Source organism: Polyangium jinanense (assembly GCF_028435365.1).
On the sequence record NZ_JAGTJJ010000006.1, the window covers coordinates 38,907 to 62,534 of the forward strand.

The window sequence follows — 23,628 nt, forward strand, 5'->3', positions numbered from 1 at the left end:
CCAGAACGCTTGACCTCCAATGATAGAAAGCCATAGGATGCCCATTTCAAGAGGTAACCGCCTCTCCACGGAGCTCCTCATGCGCCGCTTCCTCGCCCCTTCGCTCGCCGCCCTCGCGGCGCTTTTCACCCTATCGGCCGCCCCGGACGCCGAGGCCCAGGCGTACCGCGACGGGCCGCCCCCACAGCACCGGATCGTCTATACCGATTTGACGCTGTTCCGGTGGAATCCGCTCGGCCTCATTACGGACGCCCGCTTCGTCTACCGATACCGCCTTTACAAGAGCGAGAGCACGGCGTTACGGGACAATTTCATCGGCATTGGACTCGCGCCCTCCCTGAGCGGCGCCTTCGCCCGCGGCGGCCCCACCATCCAGATCCAGCCGGCGAGCTTCCTCCAGCTCTGGGCGCTTTACGAGGGGATCGGATACTTCGGCGCGTTCAACTTCCTGCAATCGTATCCCACGGCGGACGCGACGAAGGTGAACTACAGCGACACGGAGCTCGCGCGGCGCGGAGATCTCGAAAAAGGCAATCCCGAGAAGAACTATTCGACGACCGGGACGCAGCTCATCGCCGGCGCGAACCTCCAGTTCAAGTTCGGCCCCGTCGCGGCGCGTAACCTCTTCCGCTTCGGCCGCCCCGACATGAAGCTGCGCCAGGGCGACCGCGTCTTTTACGATATTTTCTACGATCTGCTCGTGGGCGACGGCGGCCTCTGGTACTCGAACGACACCGATCTCCTCTACCAGGGCCTCGACAACCGCCTGACCGTGGGCCTGCGCTGGACGACGGGACGGGCGTTTTACAACGACGAACATTTTGCTCCCGGCGACGACAAGACCCGCGCGCCCGGCGCGATCCATCGCATCGGCCCCATCGCAGCGTGGACGTTCAAGAAGCCGGACGGCGCCGCGCTCGAGCCGACGATCCTGCTCGTCGCGAACTGGTGGCTGAAATCGCCTTATCGCACGGGCCAGGACGTCTCGCAGGCCGTCCCCTACATCATCCTCGCCCTGAACCTCACGGGCGACCTCCTGCCCGCTCCAGAGAAGCCAAAGGACGAGCCCGAGGCCACGAAACCCCTGCCGAGCGAGCCGCCGGCCGCGCCCACGCCTGCGCCCGAGCCTGCCAAGGAGCCCGCGCCCGCGGCGCCTGCCGAGCCCGCGCCTGCCGCGCCCGCCGCGCCGCAATAGCATCCACTCGTCGCTTTCCCCGCATTCGGCTACAGTTGCCGCATGCGATTCCTCCATCCCGAGCGAGACGAAAACCTCGAGCTCGCGCTCGAAGACGTCTTCCTGACGCCAGGGTATTTCGAGGGCGTGTCGCGCCTCGACGTCGATCTCCGGCCGGTCGATTTTCCGGGCGGGTCGCACCCGATCGTCTCCGCAAACATGAATGCCGTCACGGGCAAACGCATGGCCGAGACGATGGCCCGCTTCGGCGGGCTCGGCGTGCTCCCCCAGGACATGGCCCTCGATACGACCGAGCGGATCGTCCGGCACATCAAGAGCGCCGATCCGCGCTACGACACGCCCCTCGCGGTCTCACCACGCGAGAGCCTGCGCGACGTGCAAGGCATCATTCGCAAACGATCCCACGACATGGTCGTCGTCGTGGACGACGAGCGCCGCCCGCTCGGCATCGTCACACACGCGGATTTGCGCGATCGAGACCAGTACACGCCCGCCTCGGCGCTGATGTCCTCGCGCCTCGTGACGATCCCCGCGGGCACGCCGAACCGCGACGCATTCCTCCTCATGGAAGAGGCGCGCGTGAAGGCCGTGCCCGCGCTCGACGCCGAGGGCAAGCTCGTGGGCGTCTTGACGCGGGACGACGCCGTGCGGCTGGAGCTGCTCCGGCCGAGTTTGTCTGCGAACGGCGAGCTCATGGTCGCGGCCGCAGTGGGCATTTCGGCGAATGCGCCGGAGTTTGCCCGGCGGCTCGTCGACATCGGGGTCTCGGCGATCGTGCTCGACACGGCGCACGGCCATCAGCGGCGCATGATCGAGGCCATCCGCGCCGTGCGGAAGGCCATCGGGACCGCCGTGCCGCTCGTCGCCGGCAACGTGTGCACGGCCGAAGGCACGCGTGATTTGCTGGAGGCGGGCGCCGACATCGTGAAGGTCAACGTGGGCCCGGGCGCGATGTGCACGACGCGTATGCAAACGGGCGCGGGCCGGCCGACGTTCAGCTCGGTGCTCGCATGCGCGCGCGAGGCGCACGCGCACGGAAAACAAGTGTGGGCCGACGGCGGCGTGAAATACCCGCGCGACGTGGCGCTGTACCTTGCGGCCGGCGCGTCGCGCGTGATGGTGGGCACCGCGCTCGCGGGCACGTACGAGAGCCCCGGCGACGTGAAAGAAGACCGCGAGGGCGCGCTTTACAAGGAGAATTACGGCATGGCGAGCGCCCGCGCCGTGCACGACCGGACGGCGGACATCGATCCGTTCGAGCGCGCGAAAAAAGGCTTCTTCAGGGAGGGCATTTCGACGTCACGCATTTACATCCAGGAAGGAAAGGAGAGCGTGGGCGCGCTGCTCGTCGACATGATCACGGGCGTGCAATCGGCCTGCACGTACGCCGGCGCGCGGAGCCTACCGGAGCTCCACGAAAAGGCGGTGATCGGGGTGCAGACGCTCGCGGGGTACGGCGAGGGCAAACCCCACGGCGCCGTGCGGCGCTGACGCTCCCGGCGGAGGCGATTTTCGGGTAAGCTTCGGGGATGCGCTCGCCGCTCCTCGCCGTTTTGCTCCTCGCCTCCGCCCCGGCGTGCAGCGAACCTTCCGAGCCGCGCGGATCGACCACGTTCACGCCGGCGGAGCTTTCGCTCTTCGCCGAGCTGCGCACGAACGGCGGCACGGCCCAGGTCCTGGTCACGCTGCTCGGCGACGGGACGAGCGTCACCCTGGAAAACCCCGATCGCTTGAGCCTCGAGGCGCCGGGCGGGCCGGCGCAAACCCTCGTCCCCGGCGGGTTCGGGTACGTGGCGCAGCTCGAGACGACCGCCACGGAGTTCGATCTCGTCTTTTCGCGCGGCAGCGAGCGATTCGTGAGCAAGCTCGTGGCGCCGCCGCCTTTTTCGATCGTGGTCCCGAGCGCGACGGCCTCACGCGCGTCGCCCATCTCGATCCACTGGGACGCGGCGGACGGCACGTTCGAGACGTGGCTCGACGTGACGGCCCCGTGTTTGTCATGGCCGATTTCGCGGTACTTCGTGGAGGATCCCGGCGTGTATGCGATCCAGCCCGCGGATCTCGCGATCGAGCCCGGAACGATGGATTGCGATTTCCGCGTGTGGGTCACGCGGTCGGCGTCGAGCGGGACGATCGCGCCCGGGCTCGGCGCGGCGCCCGCGCCCGGCGGGATGCAAACGCGCTCGATTCTGATCCCCACCTCACCCTGAGGACGACGCCATGAACAAGAGGCAACTCGAAAAACTCCTCGGCATGATCATCGCCACGACGGCGCTCGGGGCGCGGGGGATCTCGTGCGGGCCCTGTCCAGACAACGTGGCGCAGATCCCGGTCCTGCCACCGAGCAGTGACGGCGGCGTCGAGGACGCCGGGGACTGGCTCGCCGACGAATGCCAGCGCAAATGCCCGAACGGGATCTCGTGCGTGCCGACGTCGCTCCCGCTCGAAGACGGCGGGTCGATGCCCGCGATCGAGTGCACGCAGATGGCGGATTGCAGCGCGGGGCGGCGGCCGCTCGGGAAGGGCGGCCCGGAAAAACGTTGGGACACCAAGGGTCTCGGAGCGGCGGGCGAATGGCTCGTGCACGCGGCCGCGCTCGAAGCCGGGTCGGTGATCGCCTTCCGGGAGCTACGGCGGGATCTAGCTGCGCTCGGAGCGCCGCGAAGGCTCCTCCGGGCGGCTTCGCGGGCGGCCGAGGAGGAGCAGAGGCACACGCGGCGCACGCGGGCGCTCGCGCGGCGGTACGGGGCGCGTGTGCCGGGACAAACGACGGGCGTGACGCGACGCGCTTCGCTGGAGGAGCTCGCGACGCACAACGCAGTCGAAGGTTGCGTGCGCGAGGCGTTCGGCGCCCTCGTGGCGCGGTGGCAAGCGACGTTCGCGGAGGATCTGGAGGTGCGTACCGCAATGGCGCAGATCGCCGACGACGAGGCGCGCCACGCGGCGCTCGCCCATGCGATCGACGCCTGGGCACAGCGGCGGCTCGGCCCTGCGGCGCGGGCGCGCGTGGAGTCCGCGCGCCGGGAAGCTGCACATGCACTCTTGGCCCCGCGGGCGCGGGATGCCGGGCGCGAGGAGGCGCTGCGGGTCCTGGGTTTGCCTGGCGCGGCGGAGACGGAGGCGCTCGCGAAAAGGTTCGTCGTGGCAATCGGGCTCGACGCGGCGGCCTGAATCAGCCCTTCTTGCGGCCGTGGAGGACGATTCCGAGGGCGAGCGCGCCGATGGACGCGAGGAGCGGCGCGGTCCCGAGGGCCAGGCCGACGTCCTTGCAACCGTCGGCTTCGGCATACCCCATCTCTTGGATACGCGCCCTCTGGGATGCGTCGATGTAATCCCCGGCAAGCGCCGTGTCCGTCCTGGATCGGCCCAGCATCGCGCCGACGGGCCCCATCCCGACCGAGCCGAGCGACACGAGGATCCCGACCCCGCCCACGATCGCGCCACCGAGCGGCTTCTTCATGAGCGAGAGCAAAAAGCCGAGAGCCGCGAGGCCAAACCCCACGAACGCGAAGAGCAGAATCACCCACGCGGGCCAGCCGCACATCTGGAACGTTTCCACGGGCGCCGATGGGACCGTGCGAAACGCAGAAAGTCAAGGTCAGCGGGGCGGGCGATCCCCGGCGCGAATACGCCCCTCGGCGACGGCCGTCGCGTACGGCGGCGCCTTGCCGGCGCGGAGCGAGTAAACGTCGAAGCGCATCGTCGCCGCATCGGGATAACGCGCCTCCTTGTGAAACGCGAGCGCAATGTCGACGACGCGGCACACCGGCGCGGGGATGTGCGGCGCGAGGGACGCGAGCGGCGGCGCGGGTCGCGTGGCCGCCGCGACGAGGAGGACCGCACCTTCGAGCTCACCGTGCACGTAGCGGCCGCCGAGCAGACGGAACATCGTCGCGCCGAGTGCGAAGATGTCGGTCCGGCCGTCGAGCTCCTGGTTTCTCCCCATGGCCTGCTCGGGCGCCATGTACTCGTAGCTGCCGATGGCGACGCCCGTCCGCGTCGCCGTCTTCTCGGGCAGCTCCGCGGTGCCCTCGGGCAGCGTGTCGACGCGGGCGATGCCGAAATCGAGCACCTTGATCCGCGCGTCCCTACCGACGTGCAGGTTCTCGGGCTTGAGGTCGCGATGCACGATGCCGAATGCATGCGCGACGACGAGCACGTCGAGGACCTTGTGCGCGATCCGTAAAACCTCGTCGACGGAGAGCACGCCCTTGCGCGCCATGCGATCGAAGACGGTCTCGCCGTCGAGCAGCTCCATCGCGAGGAACGCCGCGCCGTCCTCGGCCACGCCCGACTCGTAGACCTGCGGCAGTCCTTCGCAGAGCGGGCCGACGGCCGCGAGCGCGCTGCCGATGGGCCCTTCGCGGAGGAAGCGCTTTCGGAGCTCGCGCACGTCGAGCAGATAAGGGTGGAGGACCTTGATGGCCGCGACGCATCCATCGGCGCGGCGGCCGAGAAAGACGCTCGCCATGCCGCCGATGCCGATCACGCGCTCGATCATCCAGCTTCCGATCGACGTGCCGATGCGCCGCGCGGCGATCTCCTCGTCCGATTCCGACATCATGCGCGGCCGAGGCTACCACGACCACGCCGCGAGCGGGTTACACTGCGGCCATGCTTTCGCGCCCAAGCTTCCTTCCCGGCCTCTTGCTCGCGGCGATCGCGCTCCCAGTGACCGCCTGTTGGCTCGACCTCGACCGCCTCGGCGCGGGCCTGCCGAGCGCCGCAGCCGGCGGCGGTAGCAATGTCGGGAGTAGCACCATGAGCGGCACCGGCGGCGGCGGCACGGGCGCGCCTGTGCTCGAATGTGATCCGTGTCCCGAGGGAGGGTGCAGTCCCGAACCCGTCGCGGAAGGGCCGGCGTTCGCGCTCGGCGCCGTGGATCTCGTGGCCGATAGCGACGGCGTGTACTGGGTGAACCAGGAGGGCGGCGAGGTCATGCGGTTCGTCTCGACCGCGGATGCGCCGGAGACGCTCACGACCGCGGTCGCGCCGCGTTGCCTCGTGGTGCGGGGCGGAAATGTGTTTTACGGGGACGACGAGGGGCTCTGGTCCTGTTCGGCGGACGCGTGCATGCAGACGCGGCAGAAGGTCACGTCGTCCGTCGCGCAAGGCACGATCGGGCGCATCGCGTTCGACGGGGCCTCGGTCTACTGGACGGATCGCGGCACGGCCGAGAGCGACGGCCGCGTGTACGGCTGCGCGCCGGGCGACTGTACGACGCCGAAGGAATATGCCACGGGGCTCTTCCGACCGGACACGATCCTCGCGAGCGGCGGCCAGCTCTTCTGGGTCCAGTTCGGCAATGGCAACGCCAATGGTGCGATCTATCAGGGTTCGCCCGGGGGAAGCGCGACGACCGTCGCGAGCGCGCTCGCGTTCCCCTCGTCCGTCGCGGTGGACAACGACTCCTTTTATTTTCCGTCGTGGCGGCCGGGCGGGACGGTCCACCGTTGCCCGAAAAGCGGCTATTGCAGCGAGCCTCCGGCGATCAAGCCGGCGGAGGCCGGGGAAAAACCTTTCGACGTTGCGGTCTCCGGGGGGCGCGTCTACTGGAGCGACACGGCGGACGGCGCGATCCGGAGCTGTCCCGCGGCCGGGTGCGGGGCCGAGGCGCCGCGCGTGCACGTGAGCGGACGGACGGGCCTTTCGCGTTTCGCGCTCGGAAAGGCGTGTATCTTCTGGGTGGACGCGACGAACGGCGGGAGCGTGATGAAGGTCGGTCGATGAGCCGCGTTTTCCCGCGGTGCGCGCCATAACGCTTGACACGCGGCGTGACTCGTGGCAGCGGGCGAGCGCGCGAAAGCGTCTGTGCCGGCGCCGGAGGGGCCCGGCAGGAAGGTATGTCGTCGTGCTCGGTCTCCGGGAATCGTGGTTGCGTGCGTGGGGCATGTCCGCGGCGCTGCTCGCCTTCATGGTCGTGTCGCCGGGCGAGGCGCGGGCCGGGGACACGCCGCGCTGCTCGACATGGCGCGCGGCCGGCAAGGGCTACGAGAAGCTCGAGCTCCGGACGTGCGCGCGGCCCGAGGGCGACGAGAGCGAGGGCGAGAGCGAAGGGGACGACGAGGACGCGGCGTCCACCGTGGAGATCAAGAGCGGCTACGAGGACGCGCTCAAGGTCCGCATCGAGCTCGTGACCAAAGGCGGCACGGTCGAGCAGCTCGACGTGAAGCTGAAGAATGGCGAGAACGCGGCGGGATCGTGCAAGGCGTGCCGCGGCCACGACGACGTGAAGAGCTTCCGCGTGACGACGCAGGACGGCGCCGGCGAGGGCAAGGACCCGACGCCCGAGCCTCTGCAGAAGGTGGCGGGCACGAACCACATGGAGGTGCTCGCCCGCGATCTGCGCCTCACGGACACGAATGCGAAGCGGCTCGAGCGCATCGCGGCGCGGTATCACAAGGCGACGAAGAAGCGGCTCGTCGTGACGGGCGGGACGCGCACGCCGCAAAGGCAGGCGCAGCTCATGTACGACAAGCTGAAGCGCGGCGACGACGTGGTGGCGCTCTACGAGAACAAGGCCGCGGCGACCGAGGTGCAGCGCGCCTATCGCGAGGCCGCCTCCCGCGGGGAGAAACGAAAAGGGACGATCCGCGCGATGCGCGAGGTGATCGAGGCGCAGATCGGGCGCGGGACGTACGTGTCGAAGCACCTGAAATCGGGCGCGGTCGACGTGCGGTCGTGGAACATGGACGGCGCGCTGGAGAAGGCGTTGCGCGAGGCCGTGAAGCAGGAGCCGGGCGTGACGCTCATGGACGAGCGGGACGGGCCGGAGCCGCATTTCCACCTGAATTTGCTCTGATCGACGAGGCGAGGGGGGCCCGGCCTTGACCTCGCTCGCCTTTTCGTTTATAGGTTGGTCAACTAAACAACGGAGCGACCGATGGCCCGACCGTCGAACACCGAGGAGCGCCGGAGGCAGATCGTGGAGGGGCTGCTCGCCGTGATGGCGGAGCGCGGCTACGAGCGGGCCACGATCCAGGAGGTCGCGCGCGCGGCGGGGCTCTCGCCGGGGCTCGTGCACTACCATTTCCACGACAAACAGGAGATCTTGCTCGTGGGCGTGAACGAGCTCGCGGCACGGGCACGGGCGCGGGTTTCTGCGCGGGTCGCGCGGGCAAACCACGCGCGGGCGAAGGTCGACGCGTTCCTCGATGCGTATCTCGCGACGGGGAAGGACGCGGATCCGGCCGCGGTGGCCGCGTGGGTGACGATCTCGGCGGAGGCCGTGAAGCAGCCGGAGGTGCGCGCGGCGTACGAGAAGGTGGCGCGGGAGGATCTCGAGCGGCTGGAAGGTTTGGTCGCCGAGGTGATCGGCGCGCGGCGGGCGCGGGGCGTGGCGGCGGGGCTTTTTGCGACGATTCAGGGGTATTTCGTGCTCGCCGCGGCGGCGCCCGGCCTCACGCCCAAGGGCTCGGCCGCGGCCACGGCGAAACGCATGGCGAAGGGCCTGCTCGACGAGGCGGCCGAAGATACGAAGGAGGCCGTGTGACGATCCCGAAGAGCACGCTGACGAAGCTCGGATTGCTGTCGAGCCTCTATTTCTCGCAAGGTTTGCCTTATGGTTTCTTCCAGGACGCGCTGCCGGCGATCCTCAAGACGATGGGTTTGTCCTTGCCGGCCATTGGCCTGACCTACCTGCTCGCGGCGCCCTGGGCGCTGAAGTTCCTCTGGTCGCCCTACCTGGATCGGCGCGGCGCGGGCCGGCTCGGGCGGCGGCGCGGCGTGATCCTGCCGATCCAGCTCCTCTCGGTGTTGCTCGTCTTCGGCGTCGCCGCCGCGAACGGCGGGCCGACGATCACGTGGCTCCTCGCCTCCGTCTTTTTCGTCAACCTGCTCGCGGCGACGCAGGACATCGCAACCGACGGCCTCGCCGTGAACCTGCTCGCGAAGCACGAGCTCGGCTGGGGCAATGGGCTCCAGGTGGCGGCCTATCGCATGGGAATGGTCCTCGGCGGCGGCCTCCTGCTCCGGATCTTTCACGCGACGGGCTTCCGGGTCACGCTGACGGCGCTCGGCGCGCTGCTGCTCGTCGCCACATTGCCGATCGCGCTCTTCCGCGAGCCGGAGAGCGCACAGCCCCCGGCCCGCGAGGCGCCGAGTTTGTCCTACTGGCTCACGCGTCCCGGCGCATTCGCGTGGTTCGGGCTGCTCTTCGTCTACAAGGCCGGCGAGCATTTCGCCACGGCCATGCTGAAGCCTTTCTTCGTGGACGAAAAGGGCGCGGGGCTCGATCTCACGCAGGTGAGCACGCTGAACATCGTGGGGATCACCGCGGGGCTCGTCGGCGCCATGCTCGGAGGCGGGCTCGTGCGAAGGCTCGGATATCGGCGCGCGCTCCTCGGGTTCGGGACGCTGCAAGCGCTCGCGGTGCTGCTGTATGCGCTCGCGGCGAGGCACTCGCCTTCGATGTCGACGCTCGCGGTGGTGTGCGGCGTCGAGCACATTGCGGGCGGCATGGCGACGGTCTCGCTGTTCACGGCGATGATGAATTCATGCCGCCCGGAGCACGCGGGGGCCGATTACACGGTGCAAGCCTCGGTGGTGGTGGCGGCGAGCGGCTTGGCGGCGGCGGCGAGCGGGTTTTCCGCGAAGGCGCTGGGGTATGCGGGGCATTTTACGCTGGCCGCCGCGCTGGCCGCGCTCGCCGTGGTCTTCGTGGGGCTGGTGTTCCGGAGCGGACGGGGGCTCGAGCCCGCGGTGGCGCGAGGCTGATGTCCGCAAAGCTCAGGGCGCCGGGAATTGCGGGTGCTTCTCGATGAGTGAGACGATCTCGGCGATCACCGGATCGGCGAGCTCCGGGTCATACGCGAGGGCCGCTTCGCGCGCCTTGGTGAGGCTCTCCTTGCCCGGACGCTTCAGGGCCTCGGCATACATGACGATCACCCTGCCCTTCGGCAGCCCCATCTTTTGTGCGGCGAGGAGCTCGCCGATCGTCGTCGTGACCTCCGTCGTCTGCTTGGCGTAGGTGATCGGCGTGGTCCAGACGGCGCGAATCGTGACCGGATCGCTCGGATTGACGACCATCGGGTCGCACGTCTTGAGGACCTGGCTGAAGATCATCGCGTCGTTCGGCGCGAGGTGCTGCGGCGCCACCTCCGTCTTGTCCGTCGCGTATTCCTCGCCGTAAAACTTCTGCATGTCGAAGTACCAGGGGAGCGTGAGCTCGACGCTGACGCTGCGGGCCGCGATGTCCATGGTCTCGTCGAATCGCTTGACGAACATGTTCGTGGCCTCGTCGGTGGAATCGAGATACACGTACGCGCCGCGGCCCTTGTCGGTCAGCGTGTCCATGATCGCGTCGTTGTGCGTGAGCGCCGGGCCCGTCGCGATGCCGAGGAGATAAATGCCCTCCTTGTCGGCGTCTTCGGCCGCCATCGCAATGCGGTCGGCATCCGTGACGCCGACGTTCGCGCCGCCGTCGCTGATGAGGACGACGCGGTTCAAGCGCCCCGGGGCATAATGCTTCTGGGCAAGGTCGTAGCCCGCATGGAGGCCACTCTTGAGATCCGTGCCGCCGCTCGCCGTGAGGGCGTCAGTGACGGCGAGGATCGCCGGATCGTTCGGGCCTGTGGCCACGTGATCGGCGAGCAGGACGTTGTTCGCCGCGCCCCACGTGACGATTCCCACGAGGTCGCCGGCCGCGAGCTGCGACGCGATGGCCGAGACCGCGGCCTTCGCCCGCGTGAGGCCCGGGCCCTGCATGGAGCCCGAGGTGTCGACGAGGAACGTGATGTTCATCGGCTTCCGCGGCTCGATCGCGTTGAAGGAGCGGAGGGCGACCTGGAAATAGAGCTGCTCCGGGGCATCCTTTTCGGCCTCGAGCTCGGGAAAGAGGGTGAGCTGGCCCGTCGGGGCCGCGGGATACAGGATCTGGTAGTAATTCAAGAATTCGTGCGTGCGGATCTCGCTCGGGTAAGGCTCCATGCCCAGCCGGAGCAGGTCGCGGGCGTGGACCGGCGACGCCATGGAGTTCGAGTCGTCGGCCGAGACGAAGAAGGTGGTCGGCTTGGACTGATCGACGCCCACGCAGCCGATGGGCCTGGGAGCCTCGATGATCTTGACGAGGGTGTCGTCCGGGTGGGGCGGCGGCTCGTCGGGACCAGGGCCGGTGGTGGTGCCTCCCGGCGGCTCGCCGCCAGAGCCGTCCTGCTGCTTGCCGCCGCTGCCCCCATCGCCGCCGGTCGGCTCGCCCGGCGCCGAGTCGTCTGCGCACGCGGCGAGCCCAAGGCCGATGCCACCGATCCAGGCAGCGCAGAGCGCAGGGAAGACGAAGGGAAGAAAAGACGATCGCTTCATGCAAGACCTCCAGGCGAAGGGAAGCGTGGCAAGGTCCGTGCCCTTCCGCGCCCCGGCATCTCTGCCGCGAGCCCCAAAAACGAGCCGCGCCCCGGCCCAAGATGACACAGGTCCCGGGAAAAAAGACAGGCCCACGCGCGAAGCCAGGGCCCGGCCGGCCGCGATTCGCGTGCGTGGATGCGCGGGAGCTGTGAGGACGGAATGGTTCGTCCTGTAAACCGGTTTTTTGGGAGGACGCTTGCCTACCGCGCGAGCTGCGCCGGGACCGCGAGCCGAATCGTGCCCTTCGGGACCACGAACTCGAAGAAGGCGCCACGCCGATCCGCGATCCCCATGCGGAGGAGTCCGTCCTCCCGCACGAGCGCATAAGGCGCGCGCGCGAGCGGCTCGTCCTTGCCGTCGGGCGCGACGAAGACGAGCACGTCGTCGGTGCCCGGCGCACGCACGGGAAGACGCGCGCAGCGGTTCGCCACGGTGGCGTTGCGATCCTCGCCCGCACATCGCGCGAGCGCACGACGCTCGAGGTCCTTGCCCGTCTGCGCACGCGAGACGTCACGCCAGATCGCTTCAGCGGCCGCGAGGCGTACGGCCTCGGAGCGATCCCGTTGCAAGAGGCCCATGACGAGCCCCGGCTCGCACGAGGCGCCCGCAAGCCCGAGCGCGACGACGGCGTTGGCGCGCACGTAGGGCCGGGGATCGGTGGCCGCACGGCAGAGCGAGGCCTGCACGTCGGCTGCAGCGCCCTCGCGTGCCGCGACGCGGCCGAGCGCGCCCGCCGCATTGCCCGCGACCGCGACGTCGGGATCCGTCACGGCACGCGTGAGCGTTGCCACGGCGTCCTTCTTGCCGACGGCGCCGAGCGACCAGGCAGCGTTCGCGCGCACGCCGGGATCGGCGTCGCCGAGCAGCGGGACGAGCACCGTCGCGGCCTCCGGATGCCCCGCGAGCGCCTCGGCAACCTTGCGTCGATCGTCGATGCCAGACGCGACGAACTTGCGCAGGACCTTGCCGCTCGCCTCGCCGCGCATGCGGCCGAGGCCTTCGAGCAAAGCATCACGCGCGACGTCGGGCGACGACGGGAGAGCCGCACCAACACGCTCGGCGAGAGCTGGATCGGTGGCGCGCGAGAGCGCCCCCGCGAGCGCGAGGCCAATCGCCCCGCGGTCTTGCTCGGCCGCGACCTGGAGCCGCTCGAGGAGCTTCGCCGCGGCCGAAGGGCCACCCGCGCGCGCGATAGACGCCGCCGCCGCGAGCCGCACGTCCGCCGCGTCGTCGGCGATCGCGTCGAGCAGCACGGCCTCGACCTTCGGCGGCGCGGGCGCGTACGCGCCGAGCGCTTCGAGCACCGCGAGCCGGAACGCTCGCGACTTCGTGGTCGCGAGCGGCAAGAGCACGTCATGCGCGCGCGGTGAGCCCGTGCGGCCGAGGAGGCGCACGAGCTCGATCTTCTCGTCGGGCGGGGTCGCCGCGTCGAGCAGCATCGCGCGCGCCGGATCGACCGCGCGCCCATCGGGCCGCGCCGGATCGAGCAGCTCCGAGGCCGCGCGAATGGCCTCGCGTCGCACGGTGGGATCGGCGTCGGAGAGGAGCTCGAGCACCGCGGGGAGAGCCTCGGACGAGCCGAGGAGCGCGAGCGCGCGGAGGCCATGCTTGAGCGGGAGGACGCCGCGCTGCATCGCGCGCACGGTCGGATCGAGCCCCTCCTTCGCGCCGAGCGCGCCGAGCACGAGCGCCGCGCCCGCCGCCGTGGAGGGCGAGGGCGAGCCCGACAGCACCGCGACGAGCTGCGGCGCCGCGCTCTTGCCCGCCATGACGAGCGCCTCGCGGACCGGAGAGCGTGGCGCGGAGGGATCGTCCTTCGCGAGCGCGCCGATGAGCGCGCGCACCGCGCTCTCCGAGCCGATGCGGCCGAGCGCTCGCAGCGCCGCCGTGCGCACCTCGCCCGCGCCCGCGCTCCCCTGCCCCGGCCGCACGCCGGGCATGCTGGGCGCGAGGACAGCGTCGCTCCCCGATCCCGCCTCGAGGAGCGGTGCGATCGCTGCCGTGGCCTCGTCCGAACGCAGCTTGCCGAGCGCGGTGACGGCCTCGACGCGCACGTCCTGCGAGCCGTCCTGGAGCGCGATCATGAGCGCGCTCGTGGCCCGCGCATCCCCGAGCTCGCCGAGCGCGCGCGCGACGGCGCGACGCACCTCCGGCACCGCGTCCTGGACCTTGCCGATGAGCGGCACGACTGCGCGTGGATCGGCGAGTCTGCCGAGCGCGCGCGCCACCTCGACGCGCACCTCGAGCGCGCTGTCGTCGAGGTGCCCGAGCAGCGGCGAGACCGCGTCGGGCAAACCCGAGCTGCCCATGGCCGACGCCGCTGCGACGCGGACCTTCGAATCCGGATCGCCGAGCACGCGGCCGAGCGCCACGACGCTGCGATCCGTGGGCGAGGAGCGGATGACGTCACAGGCCGCGAGCCGCAGCCGCGCGTCGCCCTCGCCGAGCCAGCCGATGACGAGATCACCGGCGCGCGACAAACGCAGCGCGATGGCCGCCTCGGCCGCCGCGAGCCGCACCTCGACGTCGGGATCGCCGAGCGCGCGTTGCGCGAGCGGAACACCAAGCTCCGAGGGGAGCTCGCCGATCCGTTGCGCCGCGGCGCGCCGCTCGGAGACGTCGGGCGAGGCGAGCGAGCGAGCGATGCGCTCGGGCACGTTGGGCCAGACGAACGCCTCGGCCGCTCCGCCCGAAACGAGCGAGAGCGAGACGGAAAGCGAGAGGAGGCCGGCTCGGACGAGGCTACGCATGCGGATCGAGCGCGTGACCGAACGCACGACGCGCACCGTACCATGTTTTGTGGATCGAGCCGGCGCCTCGCGAATCGTGAGGCTCAGGAAAGCGGAGGAGGCGGAGCACTGCTACGCGCGGCGACGGGACGCACGCTCTCCTGTTCACGCACGGGCGTACTCGCGCTCGAGCCGACCGAGCTGGCCGAGAGCTGCGGCTGGGCGGCCGCCGTGCGCTCCTTGGGGCGGGCCTTTTCCGGCGGCGGCGCGGCCGCGCGCAGGTTGATGAGCTTGTTCAGGAGATCGAACCAGAACGGCGCGCCGAGCGCGATCGCGATCGCCGTGAAGAGCCACCCGCCGAAGCGACGCCCGAATCCGCCGAGCGTCGCCGGCACCGCGCGTCGATCACACGTGACCTCGGCGGTTGGCGTGCAAAAGAACCCGCGCCCCTCGGGCCAGCCCATCGGCAACGTGAGCTCGTCGAGGCCACGCTTGACCGCGACGACGCGCTTGCGCACGAGCTCCTCGGTCTTCTTTTCGTCGACGAAGACCTCGGGCGGCTTCGCGTTCGCGTTCGCCTTCTGCTCTGTCGTGACCTCCGAGGCCGTCTTCACCACGGCCGATTCGGACTTCACGCTCTCGGCCACCGCCGACGCCACGGACTCGCGCAGCACGGCGTCGCGATTGAGGCTGTCGAGCACGAGGAACGTGTCCACGTTCAGCACGACGGCCGTGAAGAGCCCCACGACGGAAATCAGGGTGTGCGCCGTCCGCTTGTACCAGCCGGAGACGCTATCCATCGCGCGATCGAACCACGCGGCGATCTGCTGGGTCGCGTCCTCGAGCGTCTTGACGCTCGCGTCCGACACGAGCGCCGTGAGCGCGACGCGCGTGTCCTCCTCGAAGTCCTGGGCCTCGGCGAGGCGCTTCTTGAAGTCGTCGAGGCTCACCGCGGCCTTCTTCGTCGCGCCCTCGCCTCCGCCCTCGGCCTTCGGCCAGAGCCTGCGGAAGAAGCCTTTCAGCGCGCGGAGCGGGATGGACAGGATGCCGCGAAGCAGCCCCATCCGCTCCGGCCTTCGCGATCGATCCGTGCCGTCCTTCCAGCCCGCGACCGCGTCGACGAGCGCGCGCGCAAAAAGGTCCGACGGGATGTACGAGGGGTCGCTGTCGTCGTCCTTCGTCAAACCGTCGATGAGCGGATGCGCGTAGACCTTGTCCGTCAGCGTGCGGTCCTTGAGGAGCCGCTCGACGCCCTGCCGCAGCGTGACGGAGCGCAGCGACAGGATGCCGGAGATCGCCTCGGTGACGGCCGAGGCGATCACGCTGAGCAGCATGAAGACGAAGGAGATCCCGATCGCGACGTCGAGGATGGTCGATATGGACACGGCTACCTCCTCGCCGGCGGGACGCCCTGCCGCGGGCCTCCCGGCGCCCCTGCCCCCACGCCTCGGGCGCCGAGCCGACACGCTCATGGTCTCAGAGGATCCACCCCCACGCAATCGAGGCCGGACAAAGAAAGGCCGGCTTGAAAGGTCGCCTTCGAATCGACCGCCTCTCGCTTGGCCAAGGATACGAAACTCGTGGTACGACGAGGCGTGGCCGACCATCGCGCCCGCCCCACCGTCCGCCCCCAGAGGCTCGCGCTCGGCGTCCTTGCTCGCGCTCCGATCGCAGGCACGGCGAAGCCTCGCCTCTCTCCACCGCTCTCCCCCGAGGCCGCAGCGGAGCTCTCGTCGGCGCTCCTCGGCGACGCGCTGAACATGCTGGCCATCTTGCCGATGGCGTATCGCGCGGTGCTCAGCGTATCCGACGAGGAGAGCGCGGTGCTGCAAAAGCTCGTGCCCGGGCGATGGCAACACGTCGTCTCGGCCGGCACGATGCAGCTCGAGAAGCGGCTCGGCCACGGGCTCGAGCACCTCTTCACGACGGGCGCGGAGGCGGCGGCGATCGTCACGACCGACGCGCCGTTCATGCCGATCGACGAGGTCTTCGAGGGTCTGCTCTGGCTCGCCGCCAAGCGAAAGCGCGCTCTGCTCGGACCGACGGGGGCGGGGGGCCTTTACCTCATCGGCACGACGCACCACGAGCCTGCGCTCTTCGACGGCGTGGACTGGACGTCGCCCGGCGTGCTCGAACGCGCGACGAAGCGCGCCGCGGAGCTCGGCCTGGAGACGCTGCTCCTCAAGCCGACGTACGAGATCGACACGCCCGCGGATCTCGATCGTTTCGCGCGTGATCTCGCGAGCGGCACGGGAGGACCGGGGATGGCCGTGCCCGCGTGCGCCGCGTTCCTGGCGCGCGCGGGCCTCCGGCCCGTGAACCGCTGAGCGGCGGGTTTTACTCGGCGTCCGCGGCCGGCTGATACCCCGCGGCCCACGAGCGGCTCACCGGCGCCACGCGCTCGGAGGGCCGCGGATACACGTCGCGATCGAGACCGTCGCCGAACATGCGCAAAAGCAGCTCGGCCTGCTCCAGCGCGGCCGGCGTGTCGACATCGATCCAGCGCGCGTCGCCCGCGTCGCACGCGAAGAACATCCCTTCGTCGGCGAGGGCGCGTACGCCCTCCGAGAGCGAGCAATCGCCCTTCGCCGCGTACACGCGATCGAGCGCCTCGACGAGCGAGGGGCCGATGCGGAACACGCCCGTGTCGAGCGCGTCGTACGCCGGGATCTCCTTGCCGATGTCCACGATGCGCCCGCGCTCGACGCGCACCTTCGTGGCGTCGTCGAGATCGAAGCAGCGCGGGATGTCGTAATCGACGGCGAGCGCGGCCGCGCGACTCGGCAGATCGAGCGCGGCGAGCCGACGCACGATCGCCGGCGCGTACAGGTGATCGGCCATCGTGAGCAGCGTCCCCGGGACGACGTGCTCACGCGCGGCGAGCAGCGACACGCCGTTCTTTCGCTCGTACTGCGTGTTGCTCACGAACGAGATCGACAGGCCGAGGGAGCTCTCCGCGAGCGCGCCGCGAATGAGCTCTTCCTTGTACCCCGTGACCACCACGACCTCGCGGATCCCCTCTGCGCGCAGCGTCCGGAGGATGCGAACCAGAAGCGGAACCCCGGCGACCGGCTTGAGGGGCTTGGGTGCGATCTCGCCACTCACGAGGCGAGAGCCGGTTCCTGCCGCGAGCACGATCGCCCGCTCCATCGTTTGTTTTTCAAGCATGGAAGGTGCGGTGCCCAATCCGAAGACGCCCCTCGTAGCACGCCTTCTGCCTGCGAAACAATTCCCATCGGTCCGCTTTTAAAGGCGGTGTTCCGGCGCCTCACAGTGTTGCAAAAGCGCAACACCCGCCCGACTTCGACACGCGAAGCCGAGCTGCATCGCCACGTACATCCGACGGGTATCGGCGTGCGAGGCGCGGGAGACGCATCTCCATTCAAAGCAAGCCGGAGGCCAGCGGAGCCGCTACCGTGCCTTCGCACCTCACGCGTGCGCCTCCAGAAAATCGCGTTGAAACTTCGCAGGAACGTCGTTCACGAGCACGCACACGAGCGAGGTCGAGCGTGCGCGTGGCGCGACAGTGCGACGTCGTTGCCAGACCCCGTCGAACGTTCGCGTCGTCGCGCGAGCGAGCGTCGTGAAGCGCGCGGCCAGCCGATCCGAGCCGCGTGAGCCCGCGTCCGCAACGTGACGCTCGCCGCGACCGCCCCGTTCGGGTCAGACCCCGCGCGCCGTGGTCGTTCGTGTCTTCGCGTGGATCGCGCAGATGCCGTGCACACGCCGCGCGGCACGTCATGCTCCGTGGGCCGACGCTTGCAGGCACCGCTTGAGTGTCCTGTCGCGTTGGCCTAGACATGCCCCCCCTCGGGGCGATCGACGGGACATACGGAGGAGCGGGAGTGAAGCAGCCGAAAGAAATCACGAAGGCAGAGGGCAAGCTCGGCGTGCTCCTGCCGGGGCTCGGTGCGGTGGCGACGACGACGATCGCCGGCGTGATGCTGGCCCGCAAGAATCTGGCGTTGCCGATCGGATCGCTGACGCAGCTCGGGACCATCCGGCTCGGCAAGCGCACGGACAATCGCTCGCCGCTCATCCGCGAGTTCTTGCCGCTCGCGTCGCTCGATCAGCTCGAGTTCGGCGGCTGGGATCTCTTCCCGGACACGGCGTACGAGTCCGCGAAGCACGCCGAGGTCCTCGAGCAGCGCCACCTCGATCAGGTGCGCGACGAGCTCTCGCAGGTCACGCCGATGAAGGCGGTCTTCTACCCGGAGTACGTCAAGCGCCTGCACGGCCCGCACGTCAAGACGGGCGCCACGAAGGCCGACATGGTCGAGCAGGTGCGCGACGACATCCGCACGTTCCTGAAGACCAAGGGCTGCTCGCGTGCCGTCGCCGTGTGGTGCGGCTCGACGGAGGTCTACTTCCCGCCGGGCGACGTGCACGCGTCGATCGACGCCTTCGAGGCCGGCCTCGCGCGAAACGATCCGGGCATCTCGAACTCGCAGATTTACGCGTGGGCCTGCCTCAAGGAGCGCGTGCCCTACGCGAACGGCGCGCCGAACCTCACGGTCGACTTCCCCGCCGCGTGGGACCTCGCGAAGAAGCTCGAGGTGCCCATCGCCGGCAAGGACTTCAAGACCGGCCAGACGCTCATGAAGACCATCATCGCGCCGGGCCTCAAGGCGCGCATGCTCGGCCTCTCGGGCTGGTTCTCGACGAACATCCTCGGCAACCGCGACGGCGAGGTGCTCGACGACCCCGATAGTTTCAAGTCCAAGGAAGTCTCGAAGCTCGGCGTCCTCGAGTACATCCTGCAGCCGCACATGTACAAGGACCTGTACAGCAAGCTCTACCACAAGGTCCGCATCGAGTATTACCCGCCGCGCGGCGACGCGAAGGAAGGCTGGGACAACATCGATCTCTTCGGATGGCTCGGCTATCCGATGCAGATCAAGGTGAACTTCCTCTGCCGCGACTCGATCCTCGCCGCGCCGATCGTGCTCGACCTCGCGCTGCTCATGGACCTCGCCTCGCGCGCGGGCTTCTCGGGCACGCAGGAGTGGCTGAGCTTCTACTTCAAGAGCCCCATGACCGCTCCGAACCTCTACCCGGAGCACGACCTCTTCATCCAGTCGATGAAGCTCAAGAACACGATGCGCTGGATGATGGGCGAAGACCTCATCACCCACCTCGGCAACGAGTACTACGACTGATCGCTGCGCGCCGGGGGCTCGCCCGAACGAGCCCCCGGCTCCTCCTTCGCGCCCACCAGATAGATCACGCCGAGCAGCACGAACACGAGCCCCGCCGCGCGCTTCACCCAGATCGCCGGCACGTGGCGGCTCACGACCTCCCCGAGGAGCACCGCGACCGCGCTCGTCGCGCACAGTGCGAGCGCCGAAGCCGCGAAGACCACCCAGCGCGACGAGCCGCTGCCGGCCAGCGTGAGCGTCGCGATCTGCGTCTTGTCGCCCATCTCCGCGAGGAAGATGGCGGCGAACGTCGAGGCGAAGAGCTTCCAGTCCATCCGCCGAGCGTGACGCGGCCCGGCGCCACGAACAAGCGCGCTCGCGCCCGCTAGCCCCGCGGCGGCGCGTAGAAGTCGACGATGCGGATCGGTTCGGTCAGACGAACCCGCACGCTTTGACGATCGCCTCGCACGTCGCCGCCGATCTGGAACGCCGTCGGCGGGTCCATCTCGATCGTGATGTCGTCGACGAAGAAGTCGAACGTGTTCTCGAGGTTCTCGTACTCGCCGCGCCAGATCGTCTGGAAGTTCGACACGAAGGCCACGGGCGAGAGGTTCGTCACGCGGAGCTGCATGCGGTCCGGCCTGTCCTCCGCGTACGGGAACATGCGGAAACCGAAGCCGTAATACGGGATCGTCGCGACACACGCGAGCTTCGCCGGTCCCTCGTAGATCACGCCGCCCTTGCGGATCGGCGCGCCGAGGATCGCCCCCTTCTCGCCCACGCGCACGGCGTCGCTCCCCGTGTTGATCACGCGGCAGTGCGGCGTGCGGCGCACGAAGTAGCTCGGCAAGGTCTTCGTCGTCGCCGCGATCGCGTACGACACGATGCCCGGCGCGATTCGCTTCAGGGGCCCACGCGCGAGCAGGCCCTTCACCCGCGTGTAGTCCTTGAGCATCTCCGCATCGATGCCGAAGCCGCAGAACGGCGAGAGCACGCCCTCGGCCTCGACGAGCCGAAGCCACCGGCTCCCCGCGTCGGCGCGCAGGCGCGAGAGATCCACCGCGAGCCCGCGGAACCCGCCCGAGCCTTTCTCGCCCGCGCCGCTCGCGCCGAGCACCCACGCGAGCGAGTTGCCCGTGCCGAGCCGCAAGAGACCGAAGCGCGGCATCGGCGCGTTCCTTCGCTTCGCTTCGTTCACGACGGCCGTGACGACCGACGTGAACGTCCCGTCCCCGCCGCCGGTGAGGATCGTCTCGTAGCCGCGATCGACGAGGGTCCGCGCGATGCCCTCGCTCTCCTCGACGCTGCGCGACACGAAGAGATCGCCGCTGTCGAGGATCTGATCGAGCGTCTCGATGACCTCCGCCGTGACGCTCTTGGCGTTGCCGTTGACGACCACGGCGATGCGGGGCAGGGCCGGGCCGGCGGACCGGGCCGGCCCTTCGGGCCTCGACGAGGTGGCCTCGAGGTCCGTTCCGGGGGGGAGGGGCGCGTCGGTGCGAGAGGCCATGGGCGGCGGATCTAGCACGAAAACGGCCTCTTCCCCGCCTGCCCCCCCCGTCGCCGGAACCGCTTCGCCTAGCCTTGCCCGCCCGCCCGCGCGGACACAAACTGACCATACGTCCGAAGTTTCTGGACGGACTGGCTCAAATTTTGGTAAGGCGACGGGCGTATAGCCTTCACGTGCACTTGACAGCCGTCCGGCTCGAACCGTACGGCGCGCCCCAGTTCGCGTGACGATACGCGTGGGACGGGGATTATCGCAGAAGCGGGACGCAGCGACATGGCGAAATCGACAAAGACGAAGAGCTCGGAGAAACGCTCCGCGAAGAAACATTCGAGCTCGCGCGCGAGCGGCGACGCCCCGAAATCCGGGACGAAGGCCCGGGAGAAGGACGACGACGCCAAGGGCTCGAAGCGCAAGCTCGGTCTGCGGGGAGCCGCGCCGTGGGCCGCTCGCCACGCGGCCAAGCATGCCGCCGAGGCGCGGGCCCGGGCCGCCGAGCCTGCCCCGCCGGGCAGCGCGCGCGCCACGATCCGCGTGCCGGAAGGGGCCGACGCGATCAAGGCGAAGATCGCCGAGCTCCACAACCAGACCACGAAGATCCGCACCCTGCGCAAGCGCATGGAGAAGGGGTTCTTCGACATCGGCCTGGTCCTCGCCGAGATCCAGGAGCAACAGCTCTTCCAGGCGAAGGGCTACGGCTCGTTCGAGGCTTTCCTCGAGCGTGAGATCGACTTCGGCAAGCAGACCTCGCTGAAGCTCGTGAAGCTGTCGAAGGTCTTCCAGCGCGAGGCCGCCCTCGACCACGGCATGGACCGCTGCATGCTGGCCCTCGCCGCGCTCGACGGCGAAGCCGCGCCGAAGGCCGCGCCCTCGACGCCGGGCCCCATGGCCGCGCTCCCGCTGCCCCTCAAGCCCCCGATGCGCGCCGCCGGCGGCTGATCCGAAGCGGGCCGGCCCTCCCGGCCCTCGCTTCGAAACCACGACGTCCCCCTCCCCGGCGCGCGCTGGGAAGGGGGACGTTCGTTTTTACGTTCGGCCGGGTAGGCTCAGGGGGTCGAGCCGGCGCGCTCCAGCGCGATCTTCCTCCGCGCCGCGAGCGGGTGCTCCGACAGGCTCCGGTGCCGGTCGAGGCCGATCAGCTCCAGCACGCGCCCGTTCCGCTCGAACTCGCCCCGGAGCTCATGGAGCTTCTCCATCACGGTGTGATCCACGAGGCGGGCATGGTCGAAGTCGACGACCACGTGCTTCGCCTCGTGTTTCGCGAGCTTCCCCTTGATCGAGAGGTAGTTGCTGAACACCGCGGCGTGCCGGATCCGGAGCACGACGCGATCCTCGAACGAACGCTCCTCGATGTCGGGCCGGAACAGGCTCTTGATGGGCGCCCCGTTCACGACGTGCACGACCATCTTGATCACGATGCCAGCCGCCACGCCGACGAGCAGGTCGGTCGCGATCGTCACGACGGTCGTCGACACGAACACGAGGAGCTGCTCGCGACCGATGCGGAACGTCTTGACGAACTCGTGGGGGGAGGCGAGGCGCGTGCCCGTGTAGATCAGCATCGCCGCGAGGGCCGCGAGGGGGATGCGGTGGATGAGGCCGGGCAAGAACGCCACGAAGAGCAGCAAGAACAGCCCGTGGAAGAAGTTCGACAGCTTCGACCGCGCGCCGTAGCCGATGTTCGCCGAGCTGCGCACGATCTCCGAGATCATGGGCAGGCCGCCGATGAGGCCCGCCACGAGGTTGCCCACGCCCGTCGCGAGCAGGTCCTTGTCGAGGTTCGAGCGGCGCTTTTCCGGATCCAGCGCGTCGACGGCCTTGGCGCTGAGCAAGCTCTCGATGCTGCCGACGAGCGCGAACATCGTGATGTACTTGAGCGACGTCCCCGAGAGCACCGCGCTGAAGTCCGGCGTCGTCACCGCGGCGAGCAAGTTTCCCGGGAGGTTCACCAGGAAGTTCGGGCCGATCTTGTAGTCGTGGTGGTTGATCGAGAACGTGTACGTGTGCTCGTGCTCGAGGTCGAACACGTGCGCGAGCGGCACCGCGAGGGCGAGGACGAAAAGCGGGGCGGGGATCTTCTTGAGGGCTGGGACGCGCTTCGAGACGACGGGGAACAGGAACAGGATCGCGAGGCTTGCGACGCCGATGATCGCGATCTCCGGATTCAGGCGCCCGAGGCTCCGCGGGATCTCGAAGAGCAGGGGGAGCGGCTCCTTGGCCTCGGGCGTCACGCCGAGCGCCACGTGGACCTGCTTCGAGCAAATGATGATGCCGATCGCCGCGAGCATCCCGTGCACCACGGACGAGGGGAAAAAATCGCCGAGGGCTCCGGCGCGCGCGAGGGCAAACCCGATCTGGAGCACGGCGGCCACCACGATCGTGGCGAGGGCGCGTCGATAACCGACCGAGCCGTTACCATTGCCGAGCTCCGTGACCGCGCCGAGTGCGATGACGATGAGCCCCGCGGCGGGCCCCTTGATGGTGAGCGTCGCGCTGCCTATCCATGTGGCGATCACGCCGCCGATGACGGCCGTGATGATGCCCGCCACGGGCGGAAAACCGCTCGCCATGGCGATGCCGAGGCAAAGCGGTAATGCGATCAGAAAGACGAGAAATCCGGCGACGAGGTCGTTCCGGATGGAAGGCGCGCCCGTGGGCACACCGGCGCTCTGGTCCGGCTTGTCCATAAAACCCTCTGCGGATCGGTCACGGACATCG

20 protein-coding genes are annotated in these 23,628 nt (G+C 69.4%); 11 read left to right on the forward strand and 9 right to left on the reverse strand.

Annotated features, from left to right (window positions below):
* Positions 1-37 precede the first annotated feature (37 nt).
* From KEG57_RS15195 to KEG57_RS15210, 4 genes are read left to right on the forward strand one after another with little or no spacing between them, the layout of a single operon-like run.
* Positions 38-1,195, forward strand: coding sequence for a hypothetical protein (locus KEG57_RS15195; RefSeq protein ID WP_272418968.1), 1,158 nt, complete (start codon positions 38-40; stop codon positions 1,193-1,195).
* 42 nt (positions 1,196-1,237) lie between these two features.
* The gene (locus KEG57_RS15200; protein ID WP_272418966.1) at positions 1,238-2,686 is read left to right on the forward strand and encodes a GuaB1 family IMP dehydrogenase-related protein; all 1,449 of its coding nucleotides are present in this window, start codon (positions 1,238-1,240) and stop codon (positions 2,684-2,686) included.
* A 38-nt stretch (positions 2,687-2,724) separates the two neighbouring features.
* The gene (locus KEG57_RS15205) at positions 2,725-3,405 is read left to right on the forward strand and encodes a hypothetical protein (protein ID WP_272418964.1); all 681 of its coding nucleotides are present in this window, start codon (positions 2,725-2,727) and stop codon (positions 3,403-3,405) included.
* Positions 3,406-3,415: 10 nt separating this feature from the next.
* Positions 3,416-4,366 (forward strand): hypothetical protein, encoded by a 951-nt coding sequence (locus tag KEG57_RS15210; protein ID WP_272418963.1) that lies wholly within the window; start codon positions 3,416-3,418, stop codon positions 4,364-4,366.
* Position 4,367: 1 nt separating this feature from the next.
* Here KEG57_RS15210 and KEG57_RS15215 read toward each other — a convergent pair whose 3' ends face one another.
* On the reverse strand, positions 4,368-4,754 hold the full coding sequence (locus tag KEG57_RS15215; protein ID WP_272418961.1) for a hypothetical protein: 387 nt from the start codon (positions 4,752-4,754) through the stop codon (positions 4,368-4,370).
* A 39-nt stretch (positions 4,755-4,793) separates the two neighbouring features.
* Entirely contained in the window at positions 4,794-5,759 is a 966-nt protein-coding gene (locus KEG57_RS15220; protein ID WP_272418960.1) for a serine/threonine-protein kinase, read from the reverse strand.
* 50 nt (positions 5,760-5,809) lie between these two features.
* Here KEG57_RS15220 and KEG57_RS15225 point away from each other — a divergent pair, with 50 nt between their 5' ends.
* The 4 genes from KEG57_RS15225 to KEG57_RS15240 all read left to right on the forward strand — a co-directional run bounded on the left by KEG57_RS15225 (position 5,810) and on the right by KEG57_RS15240 (position 9,910).
* Positions 5,810-6,925: a hypothetical protein gene (locus KEG57_RS15225; RefSeq protein WP_272418959.1), complete on the forward strand. Its 1,116-nt coding sequence runs from the start codon at positions 5,810-5,812 to the stop codon at positions 6,923-6,925.
* A 121-nt stretch (positions 6,926-7,046) separates the two neighbouring features.
* Positions 7,047-7,997: a hypothetical protein gene (locus KEG57_RS15230; RefSeq protein ID WP_272418958.1), complete on the forward strand. Its 951-nt coding sequence runs from the start codon at positions 7,047-7,049 to the stop codon at positions 7,995-7,997.
* 81 nt (positions 7,998-8,078) lie between these two features.
* Positions 8,079-8,687: a TetR/AcrR family transcriptional regulator gene (locus KEG57_RS15235; protein WP_272418956.1), complete on the forward strand. Its 609-nt coding sequence runs from the start codon at positions 8,079-8,081 to the stop codon at positions 8,685-8,687.
* Positions 8,684-9,910, forward strand: coding sequence for an MFS transporter (locus KEG57_RS15240; protein ID WP_272418955.1), 1,227 nt, complete (start codon positions 8,684-8,686; stop codon positions 9,908-9,910). The genes KEG57_RS15235 and KEG57_RS15240 overlap by 4 nt, the downstream gene beginning before the upstream one ends.
* A 12-nt stretch (positions 9,911-9,922) precedes the next feature.
* Here KEG57_RS15240 and KEG57_RS15245 read toward each other — a convergent pair whose 3' ends face one another.
* The 3 genes from KEG57_RS15245 to KEG57_RS15255 form a co-directional block, all read right to left on the reverse strand.
* On the reverse strand, positions 9,923-11,494 hold the full coding sequence (locus KEG57_RS15245) for a vWA domain-containing protein (RefSeq protein WP_272418954.1): 1,572 nt from the start codon (positions 11,492-11,494) through the stop codon (positions 9,923-9,925).
* A 242-nt stretch (positions 11,495-11,736) separates the two neighbouring features.
* Entirely contained in the window at positions 11,737-14,313 is a 2,577-nt protein-coding gene (locus KEG57_RS15250; RefSeq protein ID WP_272418953.1) for a HEAT repeat domain-containing protein, read from the reverse strand.
* Positions 14,314-14,369: 56 nt separating this feature from the next.
* Positions 14,370-15,650 (reverse strand): hypothetical protein, encoded by a 1,281-nt coding sequence (locus tag KEG57_RS15255; protein ID WP_272418952.1) that lies wholly within the window; start codon positions 15,648-15,650, stop codon positions 14,370-14,372.
* Between the two features lie 195 nt (positions 15,651-15,845).
* Between KEG57_RS15255 and KEG57_RS15260 the strand changes: the two genes are divergently transcribed.
* Positions 15,846-16,592: a TIGR04282 family arsenosugar biosynthesis glycosyltransferase gene (locus KEG57_RS15260; RefSeq protein WP_272418950.1), complete on the forward strand. Its 747-nt coding sequence runs from the start codon at positions 15,846-15,848 to the stop codon at positions 16,590-16,592.
* Between the two features lie 10 nt (positions 16,593-16,602).
* Here KEG57_RS15260 and KEG57_RS15265 read toward each other — a convergent pair whose 3' ends face one another.
* Complete coding sequence (locus KEG57_RS15265; protein ID WP_272418948.1) at positions 16,603-17,433, reverse strand: phosphocholine cytidylyltransferase family protein; 831 nt, start codon at positions 17,431-17,433, stop codon at positions 16,603-16,605.
* A 677-nt stretch (positions 17,434-18,110) separates the two neighbouring features.
* Between KEG57_RS15265 and KEG57_RS15270 the strand changes: the two genes are divergently transcribed.
* Positions 18,111-19,424, forward strand: a complete 1,314-nt coding sequence (locus KEG57_RS15270) for an inositol-3-phosphate synthase (RefSeq protein WP_272418947.1) — start codon at positions 18,111-18,113, stop codon at positions 19,422-19,424.
* On the opposite strand, the gene KEG57_RS15275 is transcribed toward KEG57_RS15270, so the two are convergent.
* Positions 19,415-19,738: a TMEM165/GDT1 family protein gene (locus KEG57_RS15275; protein WP_272418946.1), complete on the reverse strand. Its 324-nt coding sequence runs from the start codon at positions 19,736-19,738 to the stop codon at positions 19,415-19,417. The genes KEG57_RS15270 and KEG57_RS15275 overlap by 10 nt on opposite strands.
* A 50-nt stretch (positions 19,739-19,788) precedes the next feature.
* The gene (locus tag KEG57_RS15280; protein ID WP_272418944.1) at positions 19,789-20,913 is read right to left on the reverse strand and encodes a diacylglycerol/lipid kinase family protein; all 1,125 of its coding nucleotides are present in this window, start codon (positions 20,911-20,913) and stop codon (positions 19,789-19,791) included.
* A 273-nt stretch (positions 20,914-21,186) separates the two neighbouring features.
* Between KEG57_RS15280 and KEG57_RS15285 the strand changes: the two genes are divergently transcribed.
* A complete protein-coding gene (locus KEG57_RS15285) occupies positions 21,187-21,849 on the forward strand; it encodes a hypothetical protein (RefSeq protein ID WP_272418942.1) in 663 nt (220 codons plus the stop codon).
* Positions 21,850-21,956: 107 nt separating this feature from the next.
* On the opposite strand, the gene KEG57_RS15290 is transcribed toward KEG57_RS15285, so the two are convergent.
* Positions 21,957-23,597, reverse strand: coding sequence for a SulP family inorganic anion transporter (locus KEG57_RS15290; RefSeq protein ID WP_272418940.1), 1,641 nt, complete (start codon positions 23,595-23,597; stop codon positions 21,957-21,959).
* Between the last annotated feature and the right edge of the window lie 31 nt (positions 23,598-23,628).